The organism is Arthrobacter sp. ATA002 (assembly GCF_026898095.1).
GTDB lineage: Bacteria > Actinomycetota > Actinomycetes > Actinomycetales > Micrococcaceae > Arthrobacter_B.
In genome coordinates, this window is the sequence record NZ_CP114015.1 from 902,037 (window position 1) to 923,873 (window position 21,837).

Below are 21,837 nucleotides of genomic sequence, written 5' to 3' on the forward strand. Positions count from 1 at the left end.
GGCGCAGCCGGGCCTCGAGCTCCGCAGGACCGGCCGAATCGAGGATGACATCGTCGGCCAGCCAGTTTGCGGCGACGGCGGCCATGCCCCTCGGTCAGAACGAGGATCAGGGCGTGTCCAGTCCGGTGGCCTTCAGCAGCTGGGTCAGGGAGCGGGCGCCCACCAGGTCCTTGCGGGCGTCGACGAGGACGACGTCGCTGGGCTCTGTCTCCAGGAGGGCCGTAGGCTCGGCTGGCACCACCTGAACCTTGTGGTTCAGCAGGCCGAGGGCAGGCAGGATGTCCACCGACAGTCCCGGACTGTTAGTCAGGAGCAGAATGTGCGACATGGTTCCTCCGAAAGTTGGGCGCACATCATTGGGCACAAGCTAGACCGCATCCGCAGGAGGCGAGGGTGTTGAAAGTATAACCATTGGGCCCTGCCCGGCCTGTAGCTTTCATCTGCACTGCGTAATAAGGCAGGATGGATCGGGTGAAACTTTGGAGCGTAGCGGTGCTTGCGGCAGCAGCCCTTCTTGGCATCGTTGGTGCTTCGTATGTCTCAGTGGCAGCGGTTGCCGTTTACACCGCACTGTTAACGGTGGCGGTGGGCATCGGCTGGCCGCACCTGCTGGATGTCCCGGCCAAGAAAACCCAGGGCGCGATCCTCGCCGGAGCCGGCGCAGGTGCCTGTGCCGCGGCTTGGTTCGCCCCCGCGTCAGCACTGCTGACCTGGCTGCCCGGCATCGCCGCGGCCGGAGTCGGCGCGATCTTCCTGGTTCAGCTGCTGCGTGGAACCGGTCAGGCACACCGGCTCGAATCCACCATCGGCAACATCGCCGGGGTTCTGCTGGCAGTGATGGGGTCCGGATGGGTGGCGGCGGACCGGCTGGCCAACGCCGACGGCAGCCCCGCCGGCATCACCATCGGTGCGGCGGGCATCCTCGTTGCCCTGGGCGTGGCCCTCATTCCCCTGCCCGACCGGATCGTTGCGCCGCTGGGCGTCGCGGCCGGTGCCCTGGCGGGCGCTTTGGCCGGACTTCTGCAGCCCGCGGCGGATGTTTCGGCGGCCTCCGCAGCCCTGATGGGTGCCGTGGGAGCGGCAGTGATCATGGCGGTGCGCCGGCTGGTGCTCTCCCGCGACATCACCACCCGCCGCGGCCGTGCCGCACTCGCAGCGGCGCCAATCGCTGCGCTGGGCTCGGTCGTTTACTTCATGGCGCAGCTGCTTGTTCCCTGAGGAGTCCCGCGATGTCATGTGAGGAAACGCGCCTGGGTGCGGGTTAGGATGTAGCTATGGATTCGCTCTTAGCCCTTGAAATCTTCTTTATCGTTCTGCTCGGCATCACCGGTGTGGGCATAGCAGCCTTCGCCGGCCTGGTCATTAGCCGCCTGTATAAAGGGCAGAAGTAACTCACCTCAGCAACCCGAAGGAACAGGTCAGCGCCATGCCCATGGAGATCCCCACCGATCTGACCCCCGAACTCGTACCGCTGTCCTGGCTGCTTGGCACCTGGGAAGGCTCCGGCCGGCTCGGGGAGGGCGAAGCCGACTCCGAGTACTTCTCACAGCGGGTGACCTTCACCCAGAACGGCCTGCCGTACCTTAAGTATGAGGCCGAAAGCTGGCTCACCGACGAGGAAGGCGCTGTGCTGCGGCCGCTCGCCGTCGAGACCGGCTTTTGGGCGCTTGACCGCCCGCTGAACGACGCCGACGGCGGCCCCGGCCTGACGCCCGCGGACATTGTTCCCGCTCTGCGCAGCGCCGACGAGGTGGAAAAGCTCCGCAACGACAGCGGCGGCTTTGACATAACGGCCACCATTGTCCATCCCGGGGGCATAGCAGAGCTGTACTACGGACAAATCAAGGGACCGCAGATCTCGCTGACGACTGATTTGGTCATGCGCGGCGTCAATTCCAAGGAATACACCGCGGCTACGCGAATCTTCGGCCTGGTCAACGGCGACCTTTACTGGCGCTGGGACGTGGCCGAAGGCGGCAACGCCCTGAAAGCCCACGCCTCCGCGATCCTCAAGAAAAACGCCTAGCCTGCTCCCCGGTGCGGGAGCACAGCGGAATACCCGCCCCCGCAAGGATGTTGCACTGATTATGACTTACCTGAGCCCCCTCCTGTCCCGGCACGGCGCGGTCGAAGCCGGCGGCCCCGATACCGGCGTCGCCGCACACTACGGTGATCCGCTGCGTGAACAGCGCGAACTGGCACGCGGCAACGCCGTCGTGGATCTCTCGCACCGCGGCGTCGTCACCGTCAGCGGCCCGGACCGGCTGAGCTGGCTGAACACTCTTTCCTCTCAAAGTGTCAGCGATCTGCAGCCCGGAATGAGCTCGGAACTGCTGCTGCTCAGCGTCCAGGGACGCATTGAACATGACGCACGGATCATTGACGACGGCGCTGCCGCCTGGCTGATCGTGGAAGCGGCGGAAGCCCCGCCCTCGCCCAGTGGCTCGATCGGATGAAGTTCATGCTCCGGGTGGAAGTGGCCGATGTCAGCGCAGACTGGGCCGTCGCCGCAGCGGCCGCGCCGGTTCCGGCCTGGGAACAGTACCGGTCCTGGACGGATCCGTGGCCGAATATCGGCCCCGGAGGCTATGCCTACACCGGCGTGCCGGAAGACTCCCACCCCGGCCGTGACCGGCCGTGGCACGAGTATCTGATTCCGGCACCCGAGCTCGAGCAGGCCGTTGAGGCCTCCGGCCGCACCCTCGCCGGCACGATGGCGTCCGAGGCCCTGCGGATCGCCGCGTGGCGCCCGCGGCTCGGGGCGGAGACCGACGACAAGACCCTTCCGCACGAGCTGGACCTGATTCGCACTGCGGTGCACCTGGCCAAGGGATGCTACAAGGGCCAGGAAACTGTGGCACGGGTGCATAACCTCGGCCATCCGCCGCGCCGGCTCGTTTTCCTGCAGCTGGATGGATCCCAGCACACGCTTCCCGCTCCGGGCAGTGCCGTCATGCTCGGGGACCGAAAAGTCGGCACGGTGACGTCGGTGGCCCAGCACTACGAAATGGGTGCCGTTGCCCTGGCCGTCATCAAACGCTCCGCCGACCCTGCCGCACAGCTGGTGGTGGACGACGACGGCGAGCCATACGCGGCTGCCCAGGAGATTATCGTCGCACCCGACGCCGGCCAGGTTGTTGGACGGGCCGGAGGCTTCCTGCGCCCGCCGCGGACCTAGCCGCACCAAGCGGGACCCTAACCCCACATCCACCTGTAAAGGAGAACCATGACTGCCCCCGAACCCCGTCCCGAGATTGACGAAGGCATCATTGAACTGGCCGGTTTGGTGTTTGACGCAGCACGGGCCGGCGACACGGAGGGGATCCGGAGCTTTCTGGATGCCGGCGTGCCGGTGAACCTGACCAACGGCTCCGGCGACACGCTGGTGATGCTGGCGTCCTACCACGGACACGAGGACCTGACCGCCCTGCTGGTGGGGCGCGGTGCGGATGTAAATACGCAGAATGACCGGGGCCAGACGCCGCTGGCCGGCGCCGTTTTCAAGGGCTACACCGGCATATTCCGCATCCTGGTTGAAGGGGGAGCGGACCCCGACGCGGGCTCACCGAGTGCACGGGATACGGCAGGATTCTTCCAGCGGCAGGAAATGCTGGAGCTGCTGCAATAACTGCAGTACTAACTCCCGCCGGGGCCGGCGTCCGGAAAGCTAGGCCGACAGCTGGACTTCGGAACGGACACCGACGGCGACGAACCCCGCACCGGCCGCGGTGCGGGCCGCTCCGAGGTTGTCCAGCGGGGTCCGGAACTGGGGAATGAGCCCCGCGGCCATGGCTTCTTCGACCGCAACCGACGTGATGTAGCGTCCGAGTCCGCGGCGGCGGGCAACGGGCGCCGTGAGGGTGCTGATGTCTGCAAGGATTCCGTCCCGGATGGAGTAACCGGCCCCGGCCAGCGCCACCGGATCTTCACCGCTGTCATCCACTGCGATAAAAAGCTGCTCCTTCTCCGCCAGACCGGCTTCAGCGACGTCGTCGGGAGGGCAGCGGCGCTCCAGCTTCACCGCGAACTCCTGCTCTTCGGCAACCGCCACTTCGTCTGCGGGCTCCACCGGGCCCGGAAACGAATCGGCAAAGCAGAGCCGCTCGGATCCCACCGTCCGGCCGCCGTACTCCACGGAAAGACTGGCCAGGGCCGTGCTGCGGGTCAGCTCGTCGGCGCTCCTGCCGCGGACGCGGTCCGCAGCCCACCCGGGCCCGCTGAACACCTCCCGGCCAAACAGGCGCACGAACGAAACCCGGGACTGGTCCCGGACGTTGTAGATGCGGCTCCCGTCCGCCGTTCCGGCGAGGGCATCATCGGCCAGCCCCAGGCGTCGGGACCAGGCGAGCTGGATGATCGCAATTGTTCCCGGATCCAATTTCATAGTCCTCAAACTACACCGTGGCCCCAGCCGGAGCGGGAATTAGACCCCGCCTGTGGCTATCCGAACAGGATCGAGGCTTCGTCGTAACGGCGCTGCGGGACAGTCTTCAGGTTGTCCAGCGCCTTCTCAAAACCGACATGGACAATCTCGGTGCCGTGCAGGGCAACCATGGTGCCCCACAGGCCGTCGATCACGGAATCGATCGCCGCCATGCCCAGCCGGGTGGCCAGCACCCGGTCGTAGGCCGTGGGAACGCCGCCGCGCTGAATGTGCCCCAGCACCGTGGCACGGGTTTCGATTCCGGTTCGGGCTTCAATTTCGGGAGCAAGAAGTTCGCCGATTCCTCCCAGCCGCGGCCGGCCAAAGGCGTCGAGTCCGCGTTCGGAGTGGGGGGACTCCATATCCGTGGTGACAAACCCTTCAGCGACGACCACAAGCGGGGCGCGGCCGCGGTCCCGGGCCTGGGTGACCCATTCGGCAATTTGGTCCAGGCTCTGCGGGTTCTCCGGAATCAGGATGGCGTGGGCGCCGGCGGCCATGCCCGAGTGCAGCGCGATCCAGCCAACGTGGCGCCCCATGACCTCGGCCACCATGCAGCGGTGATGGGATTCGCCGGTGGTCCGCAGCCGGTCGATCGCTTCGGTGGCAATCTGGACGGCGGTATCGAACCCGAAAGTGTAGTCGGTGGCATCGAGATCGTTGTCCACGGTCTTGGGCACTCCGACAATATTCAGGCCGGCATCAGTAAGCCGCTGGGCCGCTGCCAGGGTGCCCTCGCCGCCGATGGCGATAACCGCGTCGACGCCGAGCCGGTCCATCGTGGCCTTGATTTTTTCGGGGCCGCCGTTGGGGCCCTCGAAGGGATTGGTCCGGGACGTTCCCAGGATGGTTCCGCCCTGCTTCGAAATACCGCGGACGCTAGTTCGGGGCAGGTCGATGATGTCACCGTCAACGACTCCGCGCCAGCCGTCCAGGAACCCGACAAACTCCTGATCATGAACCTTGATCCCCTTCAGGACAGCGCCGCGGATCACTGCGTTGAGTCCGGGGCAGTCGCCCCCGCTGGTTAGGATGCCGATCTTCATGATTGAAACCTCTGGTTCTTTTGCCGGGGTGGTGGATCCTCAGCCTCGATTCTAGCCACCGCTGTGCTCCGGGCCACTGCCGCAGGCGCGCCGCAGGGCTGCGGGACCGGGATTGGCGGCAGGCGTGTCTTTGCAGGGACGGAGGGCGGGATGCCGCTAGCGGTTGCCGATCCACCGTTCCAGGACAATGCTTCCGTCCGTTTTGGGAAGCAGCAGCCAGGCCGCGAGGTAGGTCCACACGCCCACGAACGGCAGGAGGAAACTCAGCAGGACGGCGATCCGGACCACTGAAACGTCCCAGCCGAACCGCTGCGCGACGCCGGCACATACGCCTCCAGCCCAGCCCTTGGTCCTGCGGATGGGGGAGGAACGCAACGTGCTGAAAAATCGATTCATGGTTTTAGCTTGCCTCTTTGGGTTGGAGTTGGAGGGCGGTTCCGCCCGGGGTGAAAATATCGTCAGCTGCTGCCGTGCGGGCTCAGCTGTGTTTGCGGTCCCGCCCGCCCAGGGCGGCAACCGCACCTCCGACAAGCAGGGCGGCACCGGCACCGAGCGTCAGGCCCAGGAGGACCACCAGCGGGTCGAAGGCAATGTCAGTCAGCAGCCAGGCGAGGAGCAGGACCCCGGCGGCGACGAGGAGCAGGCCCCACACGATGGTTCCGGTCCGGGCCGGCCTCCGTCCGCCGGCGGCGTCTGCGGGGCGGTCAGTGGATGAGGGTGAGGTGTTCATCGTTCGAGGTCGCTTTCATTCACGGTCACCAGCACGTTGCTGGCAAATCCCTTCACATGGACGATCAGGGGGTCCCCGCCGGTGCCGTTCAGTTTCCGGTCCGACGAACGCCAGATACTGCCGGTTTCAGTGACGGTGTCTCCGTCGTCTACCACCACGTTGCCGGCCAGCATGTCGGTGCGGACCAGGACCGGGATGTCGTCGGGCACCAGAATGGTGAGGTCACTGGCCGCCACGCTCACCGGTACCTCCGCAAAAGGTCGGTCTGCATCCGAGAAGTAGCGGAGGTCAAGCTCGCCGTCGGCGGCAGCGAGTGCGTAGCCGCCGGTCGCGGCCGGGGAGCTGTTCGGGGCCCAGTCCGCCTGGTTGGCGACGGTGACGTTGGTGTAGGCACCAATGCCGGTGCCCGTTGCTGCGGCCGACACGAGAAAGGCTGCAGCGGTCAGCCCCAGGATGCCCGAAGATCGGCCAAGGGCGCCAAGCACCACGATGGCCAGCCCATTGACCACTCCCGCTGCGGCCAGCGCCACGGCTGCCGGGGCTTCCAGGGTGATCAGGGAGAGGTAGTCAAGCGCCAAAACCGTTCCCAGGGTCATGAGGACGGCACCGAGGACGAGGGCAGCCTCGGGGCCGGCGGGGCTTGTCCGCCGGGGTTCCGGAACCGCAGGCCTGACCGGTCTGGAAGGCGTTCCGTAAGCAGGCGGAACAGAATCTGCAGCAGGCGGAACATACGCGTAGGGGGCAGCCTGCGCCGGCCGGGTCTGGGGCGGCCGGGCGGAGGGGGAACGGGGAGCGTCCGGCGGGGCGGGAGCTCCGGAGGGGCGCCCGGACCCGCCCGCAGTGCCCGCATCATTCCTTCCATCCGTGCCGCCCGCGGTGCCCGCGGATCCGGAACGGGCGGTCAGCCAGTAAACGAGCAGGCCCGCGCCCACAACCCAGAAGAGGGTCCAGAACAACCTGCCGAGCGCGCCGTCGCCGGCCCAGAAGATACTCGGGCTGCCCGCACCCAGGAAGCAGGCCACCAGGGCGCCCGTGGTGCCCGAGGACCACTGCCCGTGCACGGCTTCCTCCGCATGGATGCGGCCGTCCGGCTCCGGCAGGAGGGCCCAGGCCAGCCCGTAGAGAAACAGCCCGACGCCGAAGAGGCCCAGCACCACAAATAGGCCGCGGGCCAGGACGGGGTCAAGACCCAGGCGAGCAGCAACGCCGGACGCAACACCTCCCACCCAGCGGTCATCACCGCGGACAACACGCAGCGACCGGAGCCAGGTAAAGAAGCCGCCGGTGCCGGGTTCCGGCTCCTGCCCGGCAGGCGGTATCCGGTGGGAGCCGGCGGCCCCAGCAGGCGGGGGCAGCGGACGGGTAGGGGCAGCATTTTCCGGCAGCGGTGCCGTCTCTGCGCCGGCGGAGCCGGCCGAGGGCGTCCGGCTTTCCGGAGCCGGGCCGGAATCTGATGGGTGCGGGGTCATGAATCCATTCTGTCGGCGAAACCGCGGAAAAGGATCGGGGACCACCCTGAGGCAACCCTGAGTGAGCCCTGAAAGGAAGCCGGGAAGCCGCTCCTGGCCGCCGGATGCCGCCGCAGCATGCTTGGATTAGGGCATGAAGGCACCACTGCTCCGGCCTGACGACCATCTCGTTGCGGGCGTCTGTTCCGGCCTGGCCGGGCACCTGGGCTGGTCCGTCAACCTTATCCGCGCCGCGATGGTGCTGCTGGCCCTGTCCGGCGGTGCCGGCCTGGTGCTCTATGCCTGGCTGTGGGTCCTGGTGCCGACGGCAGCCGAGGCCGCGAACGGCGCCGACGCCGGCCGCAGCCCCCGCAGCGCAGCGCGGAGCTTTGCCGGCCAGTTCTCCGCCACTCCCGCCGGTTCCGGGCGCGGCGGATCAGCACCGGCCTGGACCAAAGCCGCTGCGGGCCGGGACATTCTGGCGGGACTGGCGCTGCTCGCCGTCGCCGCCGTGGTCATCGCCCAGCGGTTCGGGGCTGACGTGAACTGGCGGGTCCTGTTCCCGCTGGGGGCGATTGTTGCCGGCGCCGTCCTGGCCTGGTCGCAGCTGGACGAGGCGCGGCGGGCGGGTCTCATCACCCGTGCGGGTGCGGACCGCCGGACCGGGGTCCTGCGGCTCGCGGCAGGATTGCTGCTGGTCATTGTCGGAGTGCTGCTCATGGTCTCCGGGGCCTTCAGCGGAGAAGTCCTCATCGCGGGACTGCTGGCTGCAGCGGCCGTGCTGGGCGGGGTTGCACTGGTCTTTGCACCCTGGGCCGTCAAGTACTGGCGGGAGCTGGAAACGGAGCGGGCCGGACGGATCCGGGAACGGGAGCGCGCCGAAATTGCCGCCCATCTGCACGACTCAGTCCTGCAGACCCTGGCCCTGATCCAGAACCGCGCAGGTTCCGAGCAGGACGTCGTCCGCCTGGCCCGGGCCCAGGAACGTGAACTGCGCCGCTGGCTGTACGCCGACGCCGACCCCAGGATGCCGGGGCGGCTCTCCGATTCCATCACCGCCGTGGCCGCGCAGGTGGAGGACGAATACGGGTATCCCGTGGAGGTGGTGACCGTGGGGAACGCGCCCTCGATGCGGCCACCGAAGCCCTGGTCCAGGCCGCGCGCGCCGCGCTCGTGAACGCTGCCCGGCACGCCGGCGGGCCGGTGGCGGTCTACGTCGAGTGCACTGCCGGCTCCGCCGAGATCTTTATCCGCGACCGCGGCACGGGGTTCGACCCGCAGGCGGTACCGCCGGACCGGCTCGGAGTCCGGGAGTCCATCGTCGGCCGCATGCGGCGCAACGGCGGCAGCGCCGTCATCCGCAGCGGACCGGACGGAACCGAAGTGCGGCTGGCCCTGCCGCTGTCCCGGCCGGAAACGGAAACGCCCGCCGCCACCAACCATGTACCGGAGATCCAATGACCAGCAGCACCATCACCAGCAGCAATTCCGCCAACAGCAGCAGCGCCATCAACGTCGTGGTGGTTGACGACCACGCGATCTTCCGGTCCGGGCTGAAAGCGGACCTCGACGGCAGGCTGCGGGTGGTCGCCGAGGCCGACACCGTGGAATCGGCCGTCACCGCCATCCGTGCCCACCGCCCCGCCGTCGTGCTCCTGGACGTACACCTGCCCGGCGGGGTGGGCGGCGGCGGAGCCGAGGTCATTGCCGGCTGCCGGGACCTGCTGGGCGGCACCCGCTTCCTGGCCCTCAGCGTTTCGGACTCGGCGGAAGACGTGGTGACCGTGATCCGGGCCGGTGCCCGCGGATATGTCACCAAGACCATTTCCGAGCAGAAATTTCCGACGCCGTGGTGCGGGTTGCCGGCGGAGACGCTGTATTCTCCCCGCGGCTGGCGGGGTTTGTGCTCGATGCCTTCGGCACGGGCGCCGTGGCCGCCGTTGACGACGAGCTGGACAGGCTGTCGGCCCGCGAACTCGAAGTCATGCGGCTGATCGCCCGCGGCTACAGCTACAAGGAAGTGGCCGGGGAGCTCTTCATCTCCGTCAAAACGGTGGAAACCCACGTCTCCGCCGTCCTGCGCAAATTGCAGCTGTCCAGCCGGCACGAGCTCACCCGGTGGGCCGCTGCCCGCCGGCTGCTCTAGCTGCGGAACCGGGGCACGGGACTACTGCGCGCGGCCGAGGAAGCCGGTCAGGCGGGCCATGCCCGCGGCAAGGTCGTCGTCACCCAGTGCATAGGAGAGCCGGAGGTAGCCGGACGGGCCAAAAGCTTCACCGGGAACCACGGCAACCTCAACGGTCTCCAGGATCACGGCGGCAAGCTCGGCCGACGTCTGCGGACGGACCGGCCCGTTGGCACCGGGAAATTCCCGGCCGAGCAGCCCGCGCACGTCGGCATAGGCGTAAAAGGCACCCTCGGGCGTGGGGCACTCGACGCCGTCGATGGAGTTCAGGGCTGCGACCATGGCCCTGCGGCGGCGGTCAAAGGCCGTCTTCATGTCCTCGACGGCGGTCAGCGGCCCGGAAACGGCGGCAAGGGCAGCCATCTGGGAAACGTTGGCAACGTTGGAGGACAGGTGTGACTGCAGGTTGGTGGCGGCCTTGATGACGTCGGGGGCGGCAATCATCCATCCCACCCGCCAGCCGGTCATCGCGTAGGTCTTGGCCACACCGTTGAGCACAACCACCTTGTCGCCGAGCTCCGGTGCGGCCGTGGCAATGGAAGTGAACTCCACGCCGTCGTACGTCAGGTGCTCATAGATTTCGTCAGTGACCACCCACAACCCCCGGTCTGCAGCCCAGCGGCCAATTTCGGCGACCTGCGCAGCCGGATAGACGGCCCCGGTGGGATTGGAGGGGGAGCAGAAGAGCAGCAGCTTGGTCTTGTCGGTGCTGGCGGCTTCAAGCTGCTCCACGGTCACCATGTAGCCCTGTTCGGGGCCGGCGAAGACCTCCACGGGGACGCCGCCGGCCAGGCGGATGGCCTCCGGATACGTGGTCCAGTAGGGGGCGGGCAGCAGGACCTCGTCGCCCGGATTAAGGAGCGTGGCAAAAGCTTCGTAGACGGCCTGCTTGCCGCCGTTGGTGACCAGGACCTGCGCCGGATCCACGGTGTAACCGGAGTCGCGCAGGGTCTTTTCAGCGATGGCCTTCTTCAGCTCCGGCAGGCCGCCGGCGGGGGAGTAGCGGTGGAAGCGCGGATCGCGCGCGGCCTGAACGGCTGCGTCAACAATGTAGCCGGGGGTGGGGAAGTCCGGTTCTCCCGCGCCGAAACCGATGACCGGCCGGCCGGCGGCCTTGAGTGCCTTCGCCTTGGCATCTACTGCAAGGGTCGCGGATTCTGCGATGGCTGCGATGCGCGCTGAGATTCGGCCGGTGGAAGGCATGGCGTTCCCGTCTGTGGTTGCTGTTTGATTCCCGAAAGGGGCAGGTGGCTTGCGCGGCCGCCGGCGTCCCGGCAGCCGTTCCCAGTTTAGGTGCAGGTGGCCCCCTGCGCCGTTTCTTACGCCGGCGGGGGCGGCGGCGCAGGAAGCGGCGGATGCTCCCGAAGGATGCCGTTCATCCCGCCGCCCGGCGCCGGTTCGACGGAATCGGAAACATTGAGTAGACTGGATCTTCGTGTTGAAGTCCCAACACTGGTCTGTGCCTTTCGCCGGTTCGCTGACGAGGGGTATTGCCGGTAGAGTGGTTTCCTCCATAGGGTAGTGGCGCAATTGGTAGCGCAGCGGTCTCCAAAACCGCAGGTTGCAGGTTCGAGTCCTGTCTGCCCTGCGCACGGCTGTCATCACGGCAGCTCAGCAGTCCTTCATGAAGCAGCAGTCCCAGCACCTGCTGCGGCTGTGAACCGAACAGATGAGTGAGGCGATGGTGACCGAGACAGCTGCCGGCAGCTCCAAGGGACACCCTCCAGCGGGCCCAAGAAGCGCGGCTTCTTCGCGGCCATTGCGCTCTTCCTGCGTCAGGTTATTGCGGAACTGAAAAAGGTGGTCACCCCCACCCGCAAGGAACTGCTGAGATACACCCTCGTGGTTCTGGCCTTCGTGGTCGTGATGATAATTATCGTGACAGTTCTGGATTTTGTCTTTGGTGCGGGAGCACTGTGGATCTTCGGTGAGGGCGGCGGCGAGAGCTAGCGCCTTCCTTGAGTTTCCGCCCCAAGGGCAGGAACCTCAGGCCTTTGAGCTGGAGCTAGTGACAAACCCTATAGAGCTCTGAAGAAGAAAGCAGGAATCTACGTGTCCGAGCAAGAACTCGAATCACAGATCAATGACAAAGCCGCTGATCTGGATGCCGAGGATGAAGCGACCGCAGCAGACGCCGCCGAGGCGCCCGCCGGGGCCGACGTTCCGGCGGAGGACGCCGACGCCGCCGACGAGGCCGTGAACTCTGATTCCGAAGAATCCGAAGACTCCGAAGAAGAGCCCGAGGAAGATCCCGCCGAAGCCTTCAAGGCAAAGCTGCGCCGCCAGGAAGGTGACTGGTACGTCATCCACTCCTACGCAGGTTACGAAAACCGCGTGAAGGCCAACCTCGAGACCCGCATCCAGACCCTGGACATGGAAGAGAACATCTTCGAAATCCAGGTTCCGATGGAGGAAGTCGTCGAGATCAAGAACACCACGCGCAAGATCGTCAACCGGGTCCGCATCCCCGGTTACGTCCTGGTCCGCATGGAACTGACCGACGCGTCCTGGGGTGTGGTTCGGCATACTCCCGGCGTCACGGGCTTCGTGGGCAACGCCCACAACCCGGTGCCGCTGAGCCTCAAAGAGGTTTACTCCATGCTCGAGCACACCGTGGTTTCCCCGAAGGTCGAAACCGGCAAGCCTGCGCAGGAGTCCCCGAACTACGCCGTGGACTTCGAAGTGGGCGAGCCCGTCACGGTGAACGAAGGACCGTTCGAAACGCTCCAGGCCACGATCTCCGAGATCAAGCCCGAGTCCCAGCAGCTGGTGGTCCTCGTGACGATCTTCGAGCGCGAGACTCCGGTCACCCTTGGCTTCGGCCAGGTCACCAAGCTGGCGTAGCACAAAAGACTTCGTTGTCTGCAGGTCCGCTTTACCCTGCCGGCAGCGTCCGGCCGCCACGCCATGGCGGCCACCAACCCGGACGGACGCTCCTGTTCCCCGGGAACATAATTTAGAGAAGGACCCTTTCATGGCCCCCAAGAAAAAGGTCACCGGCCTCATCAAGCTGCAGATCAACGCAGGTGCCGCCAACCCGGCTCCTCCGATCGGTCCGGCACTTGGCCAGCACGGTGTCAACATCATGGAATTCTGCAAGGCGTACAACGCTGCAACGGAATCCCAGCGCGGCAACGTCATCCCCGTGGAGATCACGGTCTACGAAGACCGTTCCTTCACCTTCATCACCAAGACTCCTCCGGCTGCCCAGCTGATCAAGAAGGCTGCCGGCGTCGCCAAGGGTTCCGCAACCCCGCACACCTCAAAGGTTGCCAACCTGACGCAGGCCCAGGTCGAAGAGATCGCCACCATGAAGATGGAAGACCTCAACGCCAACGATGTCCAGGCTGCCGCCAAGATCATCGCCGGCACTGCCCGTTCCATGGGTATCACCGTAGAAGGCTAATTAGCCTCCTCACCGGGAAGCGGGTTCGCCCGCCGAACAAACACTTACACTCATAAAAGCCGTTCGTGCCGTGGTGCACGACGGCGTGTGGCAGGCCGAGCGCGGTCCGACAGACCACAACTGCACAAGGAGAAAAAGCAGATGGCAAAGCGCAGCAAAGCATATGAAGCAGCTGTAGCCAAGATCGATGCGGACAAGCTGTACGCACCGGTTGAGGCTGTAGGGCTGGCTAAGGAAACCAACCCGTCCAAGTTCGATGCAACCGTAGAGGTCGCATTCCGCCTGGGCGTCGATCCCCGCAAGGCCGACCAGATGGTCCGCGGCACGGTCAACCTGCCCCACGGTACGGGTAAGACCGCCCGCGTCCTGGTTTTCGCAACGGGCGAGAAGGCGGAGCAGGCTATTGCAGCCGGCGCTGACTTCGTTGGTTCCGATGACATGATCGAAAAGGTTGCAGCAGGCTGGACCGACTTCGACGCCGCCGTCGCCACCCCCGACATGATGGGCAAGGTCGGCCGCCTGGGCCGCGTCCTGGGCCCGCGTAACCTCATGCCGAACCCGAAGACCGGCACGGTTACCCCGAACGTGGCCAAGGCCGTCACGGATATCAAGGGTGGAAAGATCGACTTCCGCGTCGACAAGCACTCCAACCTGCACTTCATCATCGGCAAGGTGTCCTTCGATCAGCAGAAGCTGGCCGAGAACTACGCTGCAGCCCTGGAGGAAGTCCTGCGCCTGAAGCCGTCCGCTTCGAAGGGCCGCTACATCCAGAAGGCAACGGTCACCACCACCTTCGGCCCGGGCATCTCCGTTGACCCGGCCGTTACCAAGGTTCTCACCGAGGCGTAATTGGCTATAGGGTCCGACCAGGCCCCCGGGAGCGCATGCCGTTCCTGATCCGGCTCAAGGCGGCCGCAGCTCTTGCTGCGGCCGCCTTTTGCTGTCTCCGGCCGCTTCGGGCAGGATGTGATCCATGACCCAGACATCTGCCGTGATCGCTCCGCTGGCCATCCCGGCAAGCCTGGACGCCTCGGACCCCGCCGCTGCTGACTTTATCGCCGCCGTCGAGCTCATGAATGCGAGCCTTCGGGAGACATGGGGCAATGACGATTTCAGGGATGCGCCGCATACGCAGCTGGCGGGTTTCCACCCTTCACCGACGCGGCGGCGGATCCTGCTCGGTGCCCGGATCGGTGATGAGCTCGTGGGCGTGGCCACGCTGAAGCTGCCGTTGATGGACAACACGCACTCGGCACTGGTGCATGTGGCAGTGGCGCCGGAGGTCCGGCGCAGCGGCTTGGGCAACCGACTGTACGCGGCGGCTGAACAGGCGGCGGCAGCGGACGGGCGCCGCACCCTCCTGGGCGAAACCGACCATCCGGTGCGCCCCGAAACCGCGCCAGGTCCCGTGCTGGCACCAAGAAGCGGGATCGGCGCCATTCCCGCGGACAGCGCCGCACGCTTTGCTGCTGACCGGAAGTTCGACTTGGAACAGGTGGAGCGTGTCAGCCTCCTGAACCTGGCGGACGCCGCCGTCGGGCCGGACGCGCTCAAGGACGCTGCTGCCGCTGCCGGCGGCGACTACGCCCTGGAGTACTGGCGGGGCGCATGCCCGGAGGAACTCGTGGATGCCTATGCGGCGCTCCGGCGGAAAATGAGCACCGACGCGCCCATGGCCGGGCTGGACCTCGAAGAGGAACACTGGGACGCGGCCCGGGTCCGGGAAACCGAGCGGAAGGCCCGGGACATGGACGCCGAGGTCCTCGTCAGCGCGGTACGGCACCTTCCCACCGGGGAGCTGGCCGGTCACACGGTGCTGATGGTCTTCAACAGCAACCCCGCCGTCGCGTTCCAGGATGACACGCTGGTGCTCAGGGAGCACCGCGGCCACCGGCTGGGCATGCTGCTCAAGACGGCAAACCTGGTCCGGCTGCGGGAGGAACTGCCCCGGGCCGCCCGTGTCTGGACGTGGAACGCCGCCGAGAACGGCTACATGCTGTCCATCAATGACACGCTGGGCTTTGCGCCCGCCGGATATTCCGGGGAATGGCAAAAGACGCTGTAACCAAGAGACGCTGTGACGCCGGGCGTCCGGCGGCCGCGGCGGCCACCGGGTAAAGTTGCTGGTCTGACATCCGGACGGATGGCTGCACATCAGGGGGAGCATGGAACGCAAGACACTGGTTGATACGGTGGCGGACCAGCTTCTGGACCGGATTATTGCCGGCGTGATCGAGGTGGGGTCCGTGCTGCCCTCGGAAGCGGACATCGCTGCGGATGCCAACGTCAGCCGGCTCACTGTCCGGGAAGCCCTCAAAGCCCTGCGGGCCAAGAACGTGGTTAATGTCCAGCGCGGCCGGGGCACCTACATCAATCCGCCCGAGGTATGGACGTCGCTAGACGCCATGATGCGGGCCACGGCGAGGGGAGTCGGGGAGGGCAGTGCCTCCTGCAGCTGCTGGAAGTGCGGCGCATGATCGAAACCGGCGCCGCCTTCCTCGCGGCAGGACGCCGCACCGCCGCCGATGTCGAGCTTCTGGCCAAACACCTGGCAGGCATGGAAGCCGCCTCCGCGGCGGCTGATGTGGATGCCTTCGTCCGGGAGGACATTGCCTTCCACGATGTGGTGCTCCGGGCCTCGGGCAACGTCCTGGTGCCGGCGATGTATGAACCCCTGAACCGGCTCCTGGCGAACGGCCGCCGGGAGACTTCCGCCGTACCGGTGATCCAGGAGCATGCCATTGCCATGCACCGGCAGGTTCTGGACGCCATAGCGGCCGGAAGCGGCGAGGAAGCCCGCCTGGCCATGGACCGCCACATGGACCAGACCCAGGACGACCTCGTCCGGCACGTCCTGGCGCGGCCGTAAGCCCCAGCCCGGCCCGGTGCCGTCCGCTGCCGGCGGCTCCGGCTCATCGGATTCACCACCCGTGTTCCACGTCTCCTTTTCGCCATGTAAGATATCTGACATCTGACTACAAAGGAGTGTTCATGGAAGACCTTCCCGGCCTGCTGGCCGGATATCCCGCGCCGGTTCCCACCGCCGCCGCAGACGTGGCAGCCGGTGCCGGCAGCGCCGTCTTCGTGGTCCTCGACGACGATCCGACGGGCACCCAGTCCGTTGCCGGCCTTCCCGTCCTCACCTCCTGGACGGAAGACGACTTTGACTGGGCGTTCGGGACCGGCAGCCCGGCCGTCTACGTGCTGACCAATTCGCGCAGCCTGGCCGGACAGGACGCAGCCCGGATCAACCGGGAAGTAGTTGCGGGGGCCCACGCGGCCGCGGTCCGCCGGGGAGTGCAGCTGGCCTTCGTATCGCGCAGCGACTCCACCCTGCGCGGCCACTATCCGCTGGAGACAGACGTCCTGGCTGAAGCCATGGCGGAGGCGGGAATGCCGTCGCCGGATGCCGTCGTCATGGTCCCCGCCTTTCCGGACGCGAACCGCGTGACCATCGGCTCGGTGCATTACCTGCGCAGCGGCGACAGCCTGCAGCCCATCGCCGAAACGGAGTTCGCCCGGGATGCCACCTTCGGATACTCCAGCTCCAGCCTGCCCGGTTACGTCGAGGAAAAGACCGCCGGCCGGATCAGTGCCGGCGAGGTGCTTTCCCTGACGCTGGACATCATTCGCGGCGGGCCCGAAAAGACCGCGGCCGCGCTTTCCAGTGCCCGGAACTCACAGCCGGTCGCCGTCGACGCCGTATCCGAAGACGACCTTCGCCTGTTGGCGCTGGGCCTGCAACGGGCTGAGGCCGCCGGCAAGACCTTCCTCTACCGGGTTGGACCGCCCTTCGTCCGCGCCGCCATTGGCCAGGAACAGCACGCGCCGCTCACGGCCCGCGAGGTCTACGGCGCCGGGCACCGGACCGCAGCCGCGGCGGCCTGATCGTGGTTGGCTCGCATGTTGGTGTCACCACCCGCCAGCTGAACCATCTGCAGGAGGTCCGGCCGCCCTCCCTCACGGTGGAGATCGAAGTCGACTCCGTTATTGATCCGGCAGCCCGCGCCGGACACCTCGAAGCGATCGTGGACCGCACCGTCCGGGGCCTTGCCTCCGGCGACGTGGTGCTGCACACCAGCCGCACACTGGTGACCGCAGCAACGGGGGATGAATCCCTGGACATTTCCCGGCGGGTCTCAGCCGCCGTCGTTGAGGTGGTCCAGCGCGTCCTGGCTGCAGCTCCGCCGCGCTTCGTGATCGCCAAGGGCGGTATCACGTCCTCGGACGTCGCGTCCAAGGGCCTGCACATTGGACGTGCCATGGTGCGCGGGCCCATGCTGCCCGGCATCGTCTCGCTGTGGGAGCCGATCGACGGCCCTGCCGCAGGCATCCCGTACATCGTCTTCGCCGGCAACGTGGGGGACGACACGTCTCTGGCCGCCGTCGTCGACACTCTTTCGGAAAACTAAGGAACGCCATGAATCCCACTGCAGAAAACCGCGCCTACACCGTTGCCGTCCTGGGCCTGGGAGCCATGGGGCTGCCGATGGCAACCCGGCTCGCGTCCGGCCTCACGGTTCACGGCTTCGACATTGCCGCGGCGCGGCTGGAACTGGCCGAAGCCGCCGGAATCCGGACGTTCGGTTCCGGAGCGGAAGCCGCCGCCGGTGCCGATGCCGTGCTGCTGGCAGTACGCAACGGTGCCCAGCTGAACGAGGTCCTTTTCGGCGAATCCGGCATTGCCTCCGCGCTCAAGCCTGGCGCAGTCGTGATCATGACCAGCACTGTGGGCGTCGCGGCCGTCACCGAGGTTGCCGCCGCACTGGCGCAGCTGCAGGTTGACCTGGTGGATGCACCGCTGTCCGGCGGACCGGTCCGCGCCGGCGCCGGCGACCTCCTGATTGTCGTGGGTGCCACGGAAACAGCGCGGGCAGCTGCCGCCCCCGTGCTTGGACTGCTCGCGTCCACGCTGACCGTCGTCGGAGACAACCCCGGCGACGGGCAGGCCCTCAAGACAGTCAACCAGCTGCTCTGCGGCGTGCACATCGCTGCCGCTGCCGAAGCCATGGCGCTGGCGGATGCACTGGGGCTGGACCGGGAAAAGACCCTCGAAGCGCTGCAGTCGGGCGCCGCCGCGTCCTTCATGCTGGGCAACCGCGGCCCGCGGATGCTCCAGGCCTATGAGGAGGACGGCGCGGAGGTGCTTTCCCGCCTGGACATCTTCGTCAAGGACATGGGAATCGTTACCAAGGCCGCACGCGAGGTTGCGCTGCCCACCCCGGTCGCCACGGCGGCCGAACAACTTTACCTGCTGGGGCAGGCAGCGGGCCTCGGTGCCGCAGATGATTCCGCCGTCGTCAAGGTCGTTGCTCCCCGCCGTCCCGGCGCCTAGCCACCGCACCACCCCCTGTAAAAGACACACCCCACCCCTGTCAAAGGAGACAACCATGAGCGCACTGTCGCTCCTGATCATTGCGGTGGCCGGCGTCGCCGTCCTGCTGCTGGCCGTGATCAAATTCAAGATTCCGGCCTTCCTGGCCCTGCTGACCGTCAGCGTCCTGGTCGCGGTTGCAGCGGGCATCCCGCTCAACGAAGTCGTCACAACCGTCCAGGCGGGCATGGGAGGCACCCTGGGATCCGTCGCCATCCTCGTGGGCCTGGGCGCCATGCTGGGCAAGATGATTGAACTCTCCGGCGGTGCCGAGGCCCTGGCCGGAAAATTCACCAAAATCCTGGGACCCAAGCGGGTCACCGCCGCATTGACCGCCGCAGCGTTCCTGCTGGCCATTCCGGTGTTCTTCGACGTCGGATTCATCATCCTGGTGCCGATCGTCTACGGCTTCGCCAAAGCGGCCGGTGTAAACCCGCTCAAGGTGGGACTCCCGGTGGCAGCCATTATGCTGGCGATCCACGTGGTGGTTCCGCCGCATCCGGGCATTGTCGGCGGCGCCGGCGTGACCGGTGCGGACATCGGCTGGATCACCATCCTGGCCCTGGGCATCTGCGCCGTCCTCGGTTTTGCCGCGTACTTCCTGGCGAAGCGGATCAACCGCCGCGACTACCCGATGCTCCCGGCCACCGCCGAGCAGTTCCGGCTCTTCGGCTCCGGCAAATCCGAGGTAGAGCAGGAATCCGGCGCAGGCGGCACGGCCATCAAGACCGCCGTGCAGGCACCGCCCAGCCCCGCCATGATCATTGCCCTGATCGTGCTGCCGATCCTGATGATCATGCTCGGCACCGTCAGCGCAGTGGTTCTGCCCGAGGAGTCGCCTGCGCTCCCCGCCCTGACCCTGATCGGCTCGCCGGTCATCGCCCTGCTGGTCACCGTCTTCCTGGCCTTCTTCTTCCTCGGCATCCGCCGCGGCTGGAGCTCGGCCACCACCGGAGAGGTCATGGACGCCGCCCTGGCCCCGACCGCCATCGTGATCCTGGTGACGGGTGCCGGCGGCGCCTTCGGCAAGGTCCTGACCGAATCCGGGATCGGGACCGCGCTGGCCGATTCGTTGTCCTCGGCAGGACTGCCGATCCTGCTGATGGGCTTTGTGCTGGCCGCGGTCCTGCGCGCCGCCCAGGGCTCCGCCACCGTCGCGATCGTGACCACCGCAGGCCTGCTCGCGGGCTCCATCACCGCGGGCGACTTCTCGGCCCTGCAGGTCGCGCTGATCACCATCGCCATCGGTTTTGGCGCCTTCGGCCTGTCGCACGTCAACGATTCCGGCTTCTGGATTGTCACGCGCTATCTCGGCCTGTCCGTGGCGGACGGCCTCCGGACCTGGACCGTGCTCACCACGGCCCTGGGCGTTCTCGGCTTCCTCCTGACGAGCCTGCTCTGGGTCGTCCTGAGCCCGCTGGGAGGCTGACGTGCGGGCGAACCTGAGGGAGACTGTCGCGCATCAACTGGCACGGGGCGCCGCCGTACCGGCGTTCACCTGCTACGACTTCACCACCGCCATGGCCGTGACGGCGGTGGCGGAGGCGGCCGGCCGGCCCGTGATCCTCCTCGTCGCGCCAAAGACCGCGGGGGAGCGGAAGGGCCGAGGTTCATCACGGCCCTCCGCGGCCTGGCCGATGCGGCGGAGGTGCCGGTGCTCGTGCAGCTGGACCACGCCGCCGACGGCGGGCTCATCCTGGCTGCCGTCGCCGCAGGTGCCGATTCGGTCCTGGCCGACGGTTCCGCGCTGGAACCGAACGCCAACGCGGACTTTGTGGCCGGCGTCGTACGCTCGCTGGCCGGCACCGGCGTCACCGTGGAAGCGGAACTGGGTGCGCTGCCCGGAGACGAGGACGACGCCGGGGCGGCGGCAGGGGCCGACGCGGCTGCGGGCATGACGGATCCGCTGCGCGTGCCGGAGTTCTTGGCCGCATCCGGTGCGGATCTGCTGGCTGTGGCCGTGGGCAACGTTCACGGCAATTACCGGGGCGAACCGAAGCTGGACTGGAAACGCGTAGCTGACGTGCGGGCCGGCGCCGCCGGTGTGCCCCTGGTGCTGCACGGGGCGTCCGGCCTGCCGGAGACGGACCTGCGCGCCGCCGCGGCCGCCGGCATCGGCAAGGTGAACATCAACACTGAGCTGCGCACCTCCACCCTGGCCGCTGTCGAGCGCGCGCTGCCGGGGCTGCGGGCTGCCGGGGAGAACATGCTTGGACTGCAGCAGGCGTGGACCTCATCAGCGGGCGCCACGGCAGGGTGGGCGCTGAGCCTGTTGGACGCCGCGCCGGCCGGCACTGGAAGCAGCTCCTCCTAACCCCGCCGCCGGAGAATCCCGGGCAGGCCGGCCGATCCGATTTGGCCTGCCCGGGATTCTCCCGTACGCTTGTAGATACCAAAGACCGTCGGTCGATGTGCTTTCAATCCCACTCTCATCCTGGATCTCCGGGACCGCGGGTGGACTCCGGTTGATCGGACATCCGAAAGTCCCTTCAGAGGGCGGCCTGCGCAGGTGAACGAACTCAGCCCCACGGCGCGCCTCAGTGCGTGCCTGCTGCTCAGCCCCGTGCATCTGCCCGGGGCGTTTTTTATGTTCGGGACCCGATCCACCGGCACTATTCCCCGGAAGGAGGGTTATGGCAACGCCAACAAAGGTAACGGCAGTTGAAGAAATCACCACCGATTTCAAGGAATCAACCGCTGCTGTCCTAACCGAATACCGCGGGCTCACCGTTGCACAGCTCAAGGAGCTGCGTCGTTCGCTCGGCCAGGACACCAAGTACTCGGTCGTCAAGAACACCCTGACTGGCATTGCAGCCAAGGAAGCCGGCATCGACGCGTTCGACGGCCAGCTTGCCGGCCCCACTGCAATCGCCTTCATCAAGGGTGACGCAGTTGCAGCTGCAAAGAGCCTGACGGATTTTGCCAAGACCAACCCGCAGCTGATCATCAAGACCGGTGTTTTCGAGGGCAATGCCCTGGATGCATCCGGTGTTGCAGCCCTGGCTGCCCTTGAATCCCGTGAGCTCCAGCTTGCACGTGTGGCCGGTGTCCTCAAGGCACCGATGTCCATGCTGGCACGCTCGGTCGACGCCCTGCGCGTAAAGCTTGAAGAGGGAAGCGATTCTGCTCCCGCCGCGGAAGAGGCTCCGGCCGCCGCAGAAGAAGCTCCGGCCGCAGAAGCAGCCACCGAAGAGTAATCGCTCTTCCAATCCACACTCCGGTGCC

The 21,837-nt window shown here is 66.8% G+C and carries 23 protein-coding genes, 1 tRNA gene and 5 pseudogenes; 22 read left to right on the forward strand and 7 right to left on the reverse strand.

Annotation, left to right across the window (positions count from 1 at the left end; genetic code table 11):
* Window positions 1-7 precede the first annotated feature (7 nt).
* Window positions 8-328: pseudogene (locus OL239_RS20020) on the reverse strand (DNA-binding response regulator); the annotation flags it as partial.
* A 143-nt stretch (window positions 329-471) separates the two neighbouring features.
* Here OL239_RS20020 and OL239_RS04590 point away from each other — a divergent pair.
* From OL239_RS04590 to OL239_RS04605, 4 genes and pseudogenes are all read left to right on the forward strand, one after another.
* On the forward strand, window positions 472-1,218 hold the full coding sequence (locus OL239_RS04590; protein ID WP_268910924.1) for a hypothetical protein: 747 nt from the start codon (window positions 472-474) through the stop codon (window positions 1,216-1,218).
* 208 nt (window positions 1,219-1,426) lie between these two features.
* Window positions 1,427-2,026 carry an FABP family protein gene (locus OL239_RS04595; protein ID WP_268910925.1) on the forward strand — a complete coding sequence of 200 codons (600 nt, stop codon included), beginning with the start codon at window positions 1,427-1,429 and terminating at the stop codon, window positions 2,024-2,026.
* 61 nt (window positions 2,027-2,087) lie between these two features.
* A pseudogene (gene ygfZ / locus OL239_RS04600) lies at window positions 2,088-3,178 on the forward strand (CAF17-like 4Fe-4S cluster assembly/insertion protein YgfZ).
* A gap of 48 nt (window positions 3,179-3,226) precedes the next feature.
* Window positions 3,227-3,628 carry an ankyrin repeat domain-containing protein gene (locus OL239_RS04605; RefSeq protein ID WP_268910926.1) on the forward strand — a complete coding sequence of 134 codons (402 nt, stop codon included), beginning with the start codon at window positions 3,227-3,229 and terminating at the stop codon, window positions 3,626-3,628.
* 39 nt (window positions 3,629-3,667) lie between these two features.
* On the opposite strand, the gene OL239_RS04610 is transcribed toward OL239_RS04605, so the two are convergent.
* The 5 genes from OL239_RS04610 to OL239_RS04630 all read right to left on the reverse strand — a co-directional run bounded on the left by OL239_RS04610 (window position 3,668) and on the right by OL239_RS04630 (window position 7,668).
* Window positions 3,668-4,378 (reverse strand): GNAT family N-acetyltransferase, encoded by a 711-nt coding sequence (locus OL239_RS04610; RefSeq protein ID WP_268910927.1) that lies wholly within the window; start codon window positions 4,376-4,378, stop codon window positions 3,668-3,670.
* A 62-nt stretch (window positions 4,379-4,440) separates the two neighbouring features.
* On the reverse strand, window positions 4,441-5,469 hold the full coding sequence (locus OL239_RS04615; protein ID WP_268910928.1) for a 6-phosphofructokinase: 1,029 nt from the start codon (window positions 5,467-5,469) through the stop codon (window positions 4,441-4,443).
* 156 nt (window positions 5,470-5,625) lie between these two features.
* Window positions 5,626-5,865, reverse strand: a complete 240-nt coding sequence (locus OL239_RS04620) for a PspC domain-containing protein (RefSeq protein WP_268910929.1) — start codon at window positions 5,863-5,865, stop codon at window positions 5,626-5,628.
* 82 nt (window positions 5,866-5,947) lie between these two features.
* A complete protein-coding gene (locus OL239_RS04625; RefSeq protein WP_268910930.1) occupies window positions 5,948-6,199 on the reverse strand; it encodes a hypothetical protein in 252 nt (83 codons plus the stop codon).
* Window positions 6,196-7,668 carry a PspC domain-containing protein gene (locus OL239_RS04630; RefSeq protein ID WP_268910931.1) on the reverse strand — a complete coding sequence of 491 codons (1,473 nt, stop codon included), beginning with the start codon at window positions 7,666-7,668 and terminating at the stop codon, window positions 6,196-6,198. Before OL239_RS04630 ends, OL239_RS04625 begins: the two co-directional genes overlap by 4 nt.
* Before the next feature lie 133 nt (window positions 7,669-7,801).
* Between OL239_RS04630 and OL239_RS04635 the strand changes: the two genes are divergently transcribed.
* From OL239_RS04635 to OL239_RS04640, 3 genes and pseudogenes are all read left to right on the forward strand, one after another.
* Entirely contained in the window at window positions 7,802-8,824 is a 1,023-nt protein-coding gene (locus OL239_RS04635; protein WP_329609343.1) for a PspC domain-containing protein, read from the forward strand.
* Window positions 8,821-9,108 (forward strand): sensor histidine kinase, encoded by a 288-nt coding sequence (locus OL239_RS19320; protein ID WP_329609344.1) that lies wholly within the window; start codon window positions 8,821-8,823, stop codon window positions 9,106-9,108. The genes OL239_RS04635 and OL239_RS19320 overlap by 4 nt, the downstream gene beginning before the upstream one ends.
* Window positions 9,105-9,793, forward strand: a pseudogene (locus OL239_RS04640) (LuxR C-terminal-related transcriptional regulator). Before OL239_RS19320 ends, OL239_RS04640 begins: the two are co-directional and overlap by 4 nt.
* 21 nt (window positions 9,794-9,814) lie before the next feature.
* Here the strand turns inward: OL239_RS04640 and OL239_RS04645 are convergent.
* A complete protein-coding gene (locus OL239_RS04645) occupies window positions 9,815-11,035 on the reverse strand; it encodes a pyridoxal phosphate-dependent aminotransferase (protein ID WP_268910932.1) in 1,221 nt (406 codons plus the stop codon).
* 312 nt (window positions 11,036-11,347) lie between these two features.
* Here OL239_RS04645 and OL239_RS04650 point away from each other — a divergent pair.
* From OL239_RS04650 to rplJ, 15 genes and pseudogenes are all read left to right on the forward strand, one after another.
* Window positions 11,348-11,420: transfer RNA gene (locus OL239_RS04650), tRNA-Trp, on the forward strand.
* Between the two features lie 81 nt (window positions 11,421-11,501).
* A pseudogene (secE, locus tag OL239_RS04655) lies at window positions 11,502-11,782 on the forward strand (preprotein translocase subunit SecE).
* A gap of 102 nt (window positions 11,783-11,884) precedes the next feature.
* A complete protein-coding gene (gene nusG / locus OL239_RS04660; RefSeq protein ID WP_268910933.1) occupies window positions 11,885-12,676 on the forward strand; it encodes a transcription termination/antitermination protein NusG in 792 nt (263 codons plus the stop codon).
* 130 nt (window positions 12,677-12,806) lie between these two features.
* Window positions 12,807-13,238 (forward strand): 50S ribosomal protein L11, encoded by a 432-nt coding sequence (gene rplK / locus OL239_RS04665; RefSeq protein WP_268910934.1) that lies wholly within the window; start codon window positions 12,807-12,809, stop codon window positions 13,236-13,238.
* 141 nt (window positions 13,239-13,379) lie between these two features.
* Window positions 13,380-14,087, forward strand: coding sequence for a 50S ribosomal protein L1 (gene rplA / locus OL239_RS04670; protein ID WP_268910935.1), 708 nt, complete (start codon window positions 13,380-13,382; stop codon window positions 14,085-14,087).
* Window positions 14,088-14,211: 124 nt separating this feature from the next.
* Window positions 14,212-15,303, forward strand: a complete 1,092-nt coding sequence (locus OL239_RS04675; protein ID WP_268910936.1) for a GNAT family N-acetyltransferase — start codon at window positions 14,212-14,214, stop codon at window positions 15,301-15,303.
* 100 nt (window positions 15,304-15,403) lie between these two features.
* Window positions 15,404-15,715 (forward strand): FadR/GntR family transcriptional regulator, encoded by a 312-nt coding sequence (locus OL239_RS19325; RefSeq protein WP_329609345.1) that lies wholly within the window; start codon window positions 15,404-15,406, stop codon window positions 15,713-15,715.
* Window positions 15,712-16,107, forward strand: coding sequence for a FadR/GntR family transcriptional regulator (locus tag OL239_RS19330; protein WP_329609346.1), 396 nt, complete (start codon window positions 15,712-15,714; stop codon window positions 16,105-16,107). The genes OL239_RS19325 and OL239_RS19330 overlap by 4 nt, the downstream gene beginning before the upstream one ends.
* A gap of 122 nt (window positions 16,108-16,229) precedes the next feature.
* Window positions 16,230-17,126 (forward strand): four-carbon acid sugar kinase family protein, encoded by an 897-nt coding sequence (locus tag OL239_RS19335; RefSeq protein ID WP_329609347.1) that lies wholly within the window; start codon window positions 16,230-16,232, stop codon window positions 17,124-17,126.
* Window positions 17,127-17,128: 2 nt separating this feature from the next.
* The gene (locus OL239_RS19340; protein ID WP_329609348.1) at window positions 17,129-17,650 is read left to right on the forward strand and encodes a nucleotide-binding domain containing protein; all 522 of its coding nucleotides are present in this window, start codon (window positions 17,129-17,131) and stop codon (window positions 17,648-17,650) included.
* Window positions 17,651-17,658: 8 nt separating this feature from the next.
* Window positions 17,659-18,573 carry an NAD(P)-dependent oxidoreductase gene (locus OL239_RS04690; protein ID WP_268910937.1) on the forward strand — a complete coding sequence of 305 codons (915 nt, stop codon included), beginning with the start codon at window positions 17,659-17,661 and terminating at the stop codon, window positions 18,571-18,573.
* Window positions 18,574-18,628: 55 nt separating this feature from the next.
* The gene (locus OL239_RS04695; protein WP_268910938.1) at window positions 18,629-20,041 is read left to right on the forward strand and encodes a GntP family transporter; all 1,413 of its coding nucleotides are present in this window, start codon (window positions 18,629-18,631) and stop codon (window positions 20,039-20,041) included.
* A gap of 1 nt (window position 20,042) precedes the next feature.
* Window positions 20,043-20,147: pseudogene (locus OL239_RS19345) on the forward strand (class II fructose-bisphosphate aldolase); the annotation flags it as partial.
* A gap of 119 nt (window positions 20,148-20,266) precedes the next feature.
* Window positions 20,267-20,926, forward strand: coding sequence for a class II fructose-bisphosphate aldolase (locus OL239_RS04700; protein ID WP_329609349.1), 660 nt, complete (start codon window positions 20,267-20,269; stop codon window positions 20,924-20,926).
* Window positions 20,927-21,245: 319 nt separating this feature from the next.
* Window positions 21,246-21,809: a 50S ribosomal protein L10 gene (rplJ, locus tag OL239_RS04705; RefSeq protein ID WP_268910939.1), complete on the forward strand. Its 564-nt coding sequence runs from the start codon at window positions 21,246-21,248 to the stop codon at window positions 21,807-21,809.
* The last annotated feature ends 28 nt before the right edge of the window (window positions 21,810-21,837 follow it).

Bases quoted from the DNA above. Each gene is read 5' to 3' on its own strand.
- OL239_RS04595 (WP_268910925.1), top strand. From the start codon at position 1,427: ATGCCCATGGAGATCCCCACCGATCTGACCCCCGAACTCGTACCGCTG.
- OL239_RS04605 (WP_268910926.1), top strand. From the start codon at position 3,227: ATGACTGCCCCCGAACCCCGTCCCGAGATTGACGAAGGCATCATTGAA.
- OL239_RS04615 (WP_268910928.1), bottom strand. From the start codon at position 5,469: ATGAAGATCGGCATCCTAACCAGCGGGGGCGACTGCCCCGGACTCAAC.
- OL239_RS04620 (WP_268910929.1), bottom strand. From the start codon at position 5,865: ATGAATCGATTTTTCAGCACGTTGCGTTCCTCCCCCATCCGCAGGACC.
- OL239_RS04625 (WP_268910930.1), bottom strand. From the start codon at position 6,199: ATGAACACCTCACCCTCATCCACTGACCGCCCCGCAGACGCCGCCGGC.
- OL239_RS04630 (WP_268910931.1), bottom strand. From the start codon at position 7,668: ATGACCCCGCACCCATCAGATTCCGGCCCGGCTCCGGAAAGCCGGACG.
- OL239_RS04635 (WP_329609343.1), top strand. From the start codon at position 7,802: ATGAAGGCACCACTGCTCCGGCCTGACGACCATCTCGTTGCGGGCGTC.
- OL239_RS04645 (WP_268910932.1), bottom strand. From the start codon at position 11,035: ATGCCTTCCACCGGCCGAATCTCAGCGCGCATCGCAGCCATCGCAGAA.
- rplK (WP_268910934.1), top strand. From the start codon at position 12,807: ATGGCCCCCAAGAAAAAGGTCACCGGCCTCATCAAGCTGCAGATCAAC.
- rplA (WP_268910935.1), top strand. From the start codon at position 13,380: ATGGCAAAGCGCAGCAAAGCATATGAAGCAGCTGTAGCCAAGATCGAT.
- OL239_RS04675 (WP_268910936.1), top strand. From the start codon at position 14,212: ATGACCCAGACATCTGCCGTGATCGCTCCGCTGGCCATCCCGGCAAGC.
- OL239_RS19325 (WP_329609345.1), top strand. From the start codon at position 15,404: ATGGAACGCAAGACACTGGTTGATACGGTGGCGGACCAGCTTCTGGAC.
- OL239_RS19330 (WP_329609346.1), top strand. From the start codon at position 15,712: ATGATCGAAACCGGCGCCGCCTTCCTCGCGGCAGGACGCCGCACCGCC.
- OL239_RS19335 (WP_329609347.1), top strand. From the start codon at position 16,230: ATGGAAGACCTTCCCGGCCTGCTGGCCGGATATCCCGCGCCGGTTCCC.
- OL239_RS04690 (WP_268910937.1), top strand. From the start codon at position 17,659: ATGAATCCCACTGCAGAAAACCGCGCCTACACCGTTGCCGTCCTGGGC.
- OL239_RS04695 (WP_268910938.1), top strand. From the start codon at position 18,629: ATGAGCGCACTGTCGCTCCTGATCATTGCGGTGGCCGGCGTCGCCGTC.
- rplJ (WP_268910939.1), top strand. From the start codon at position 21,246: ATGGCAACGCCAACAAAGGTAACGGCAGTTGAAGAAATCACCACCGAT.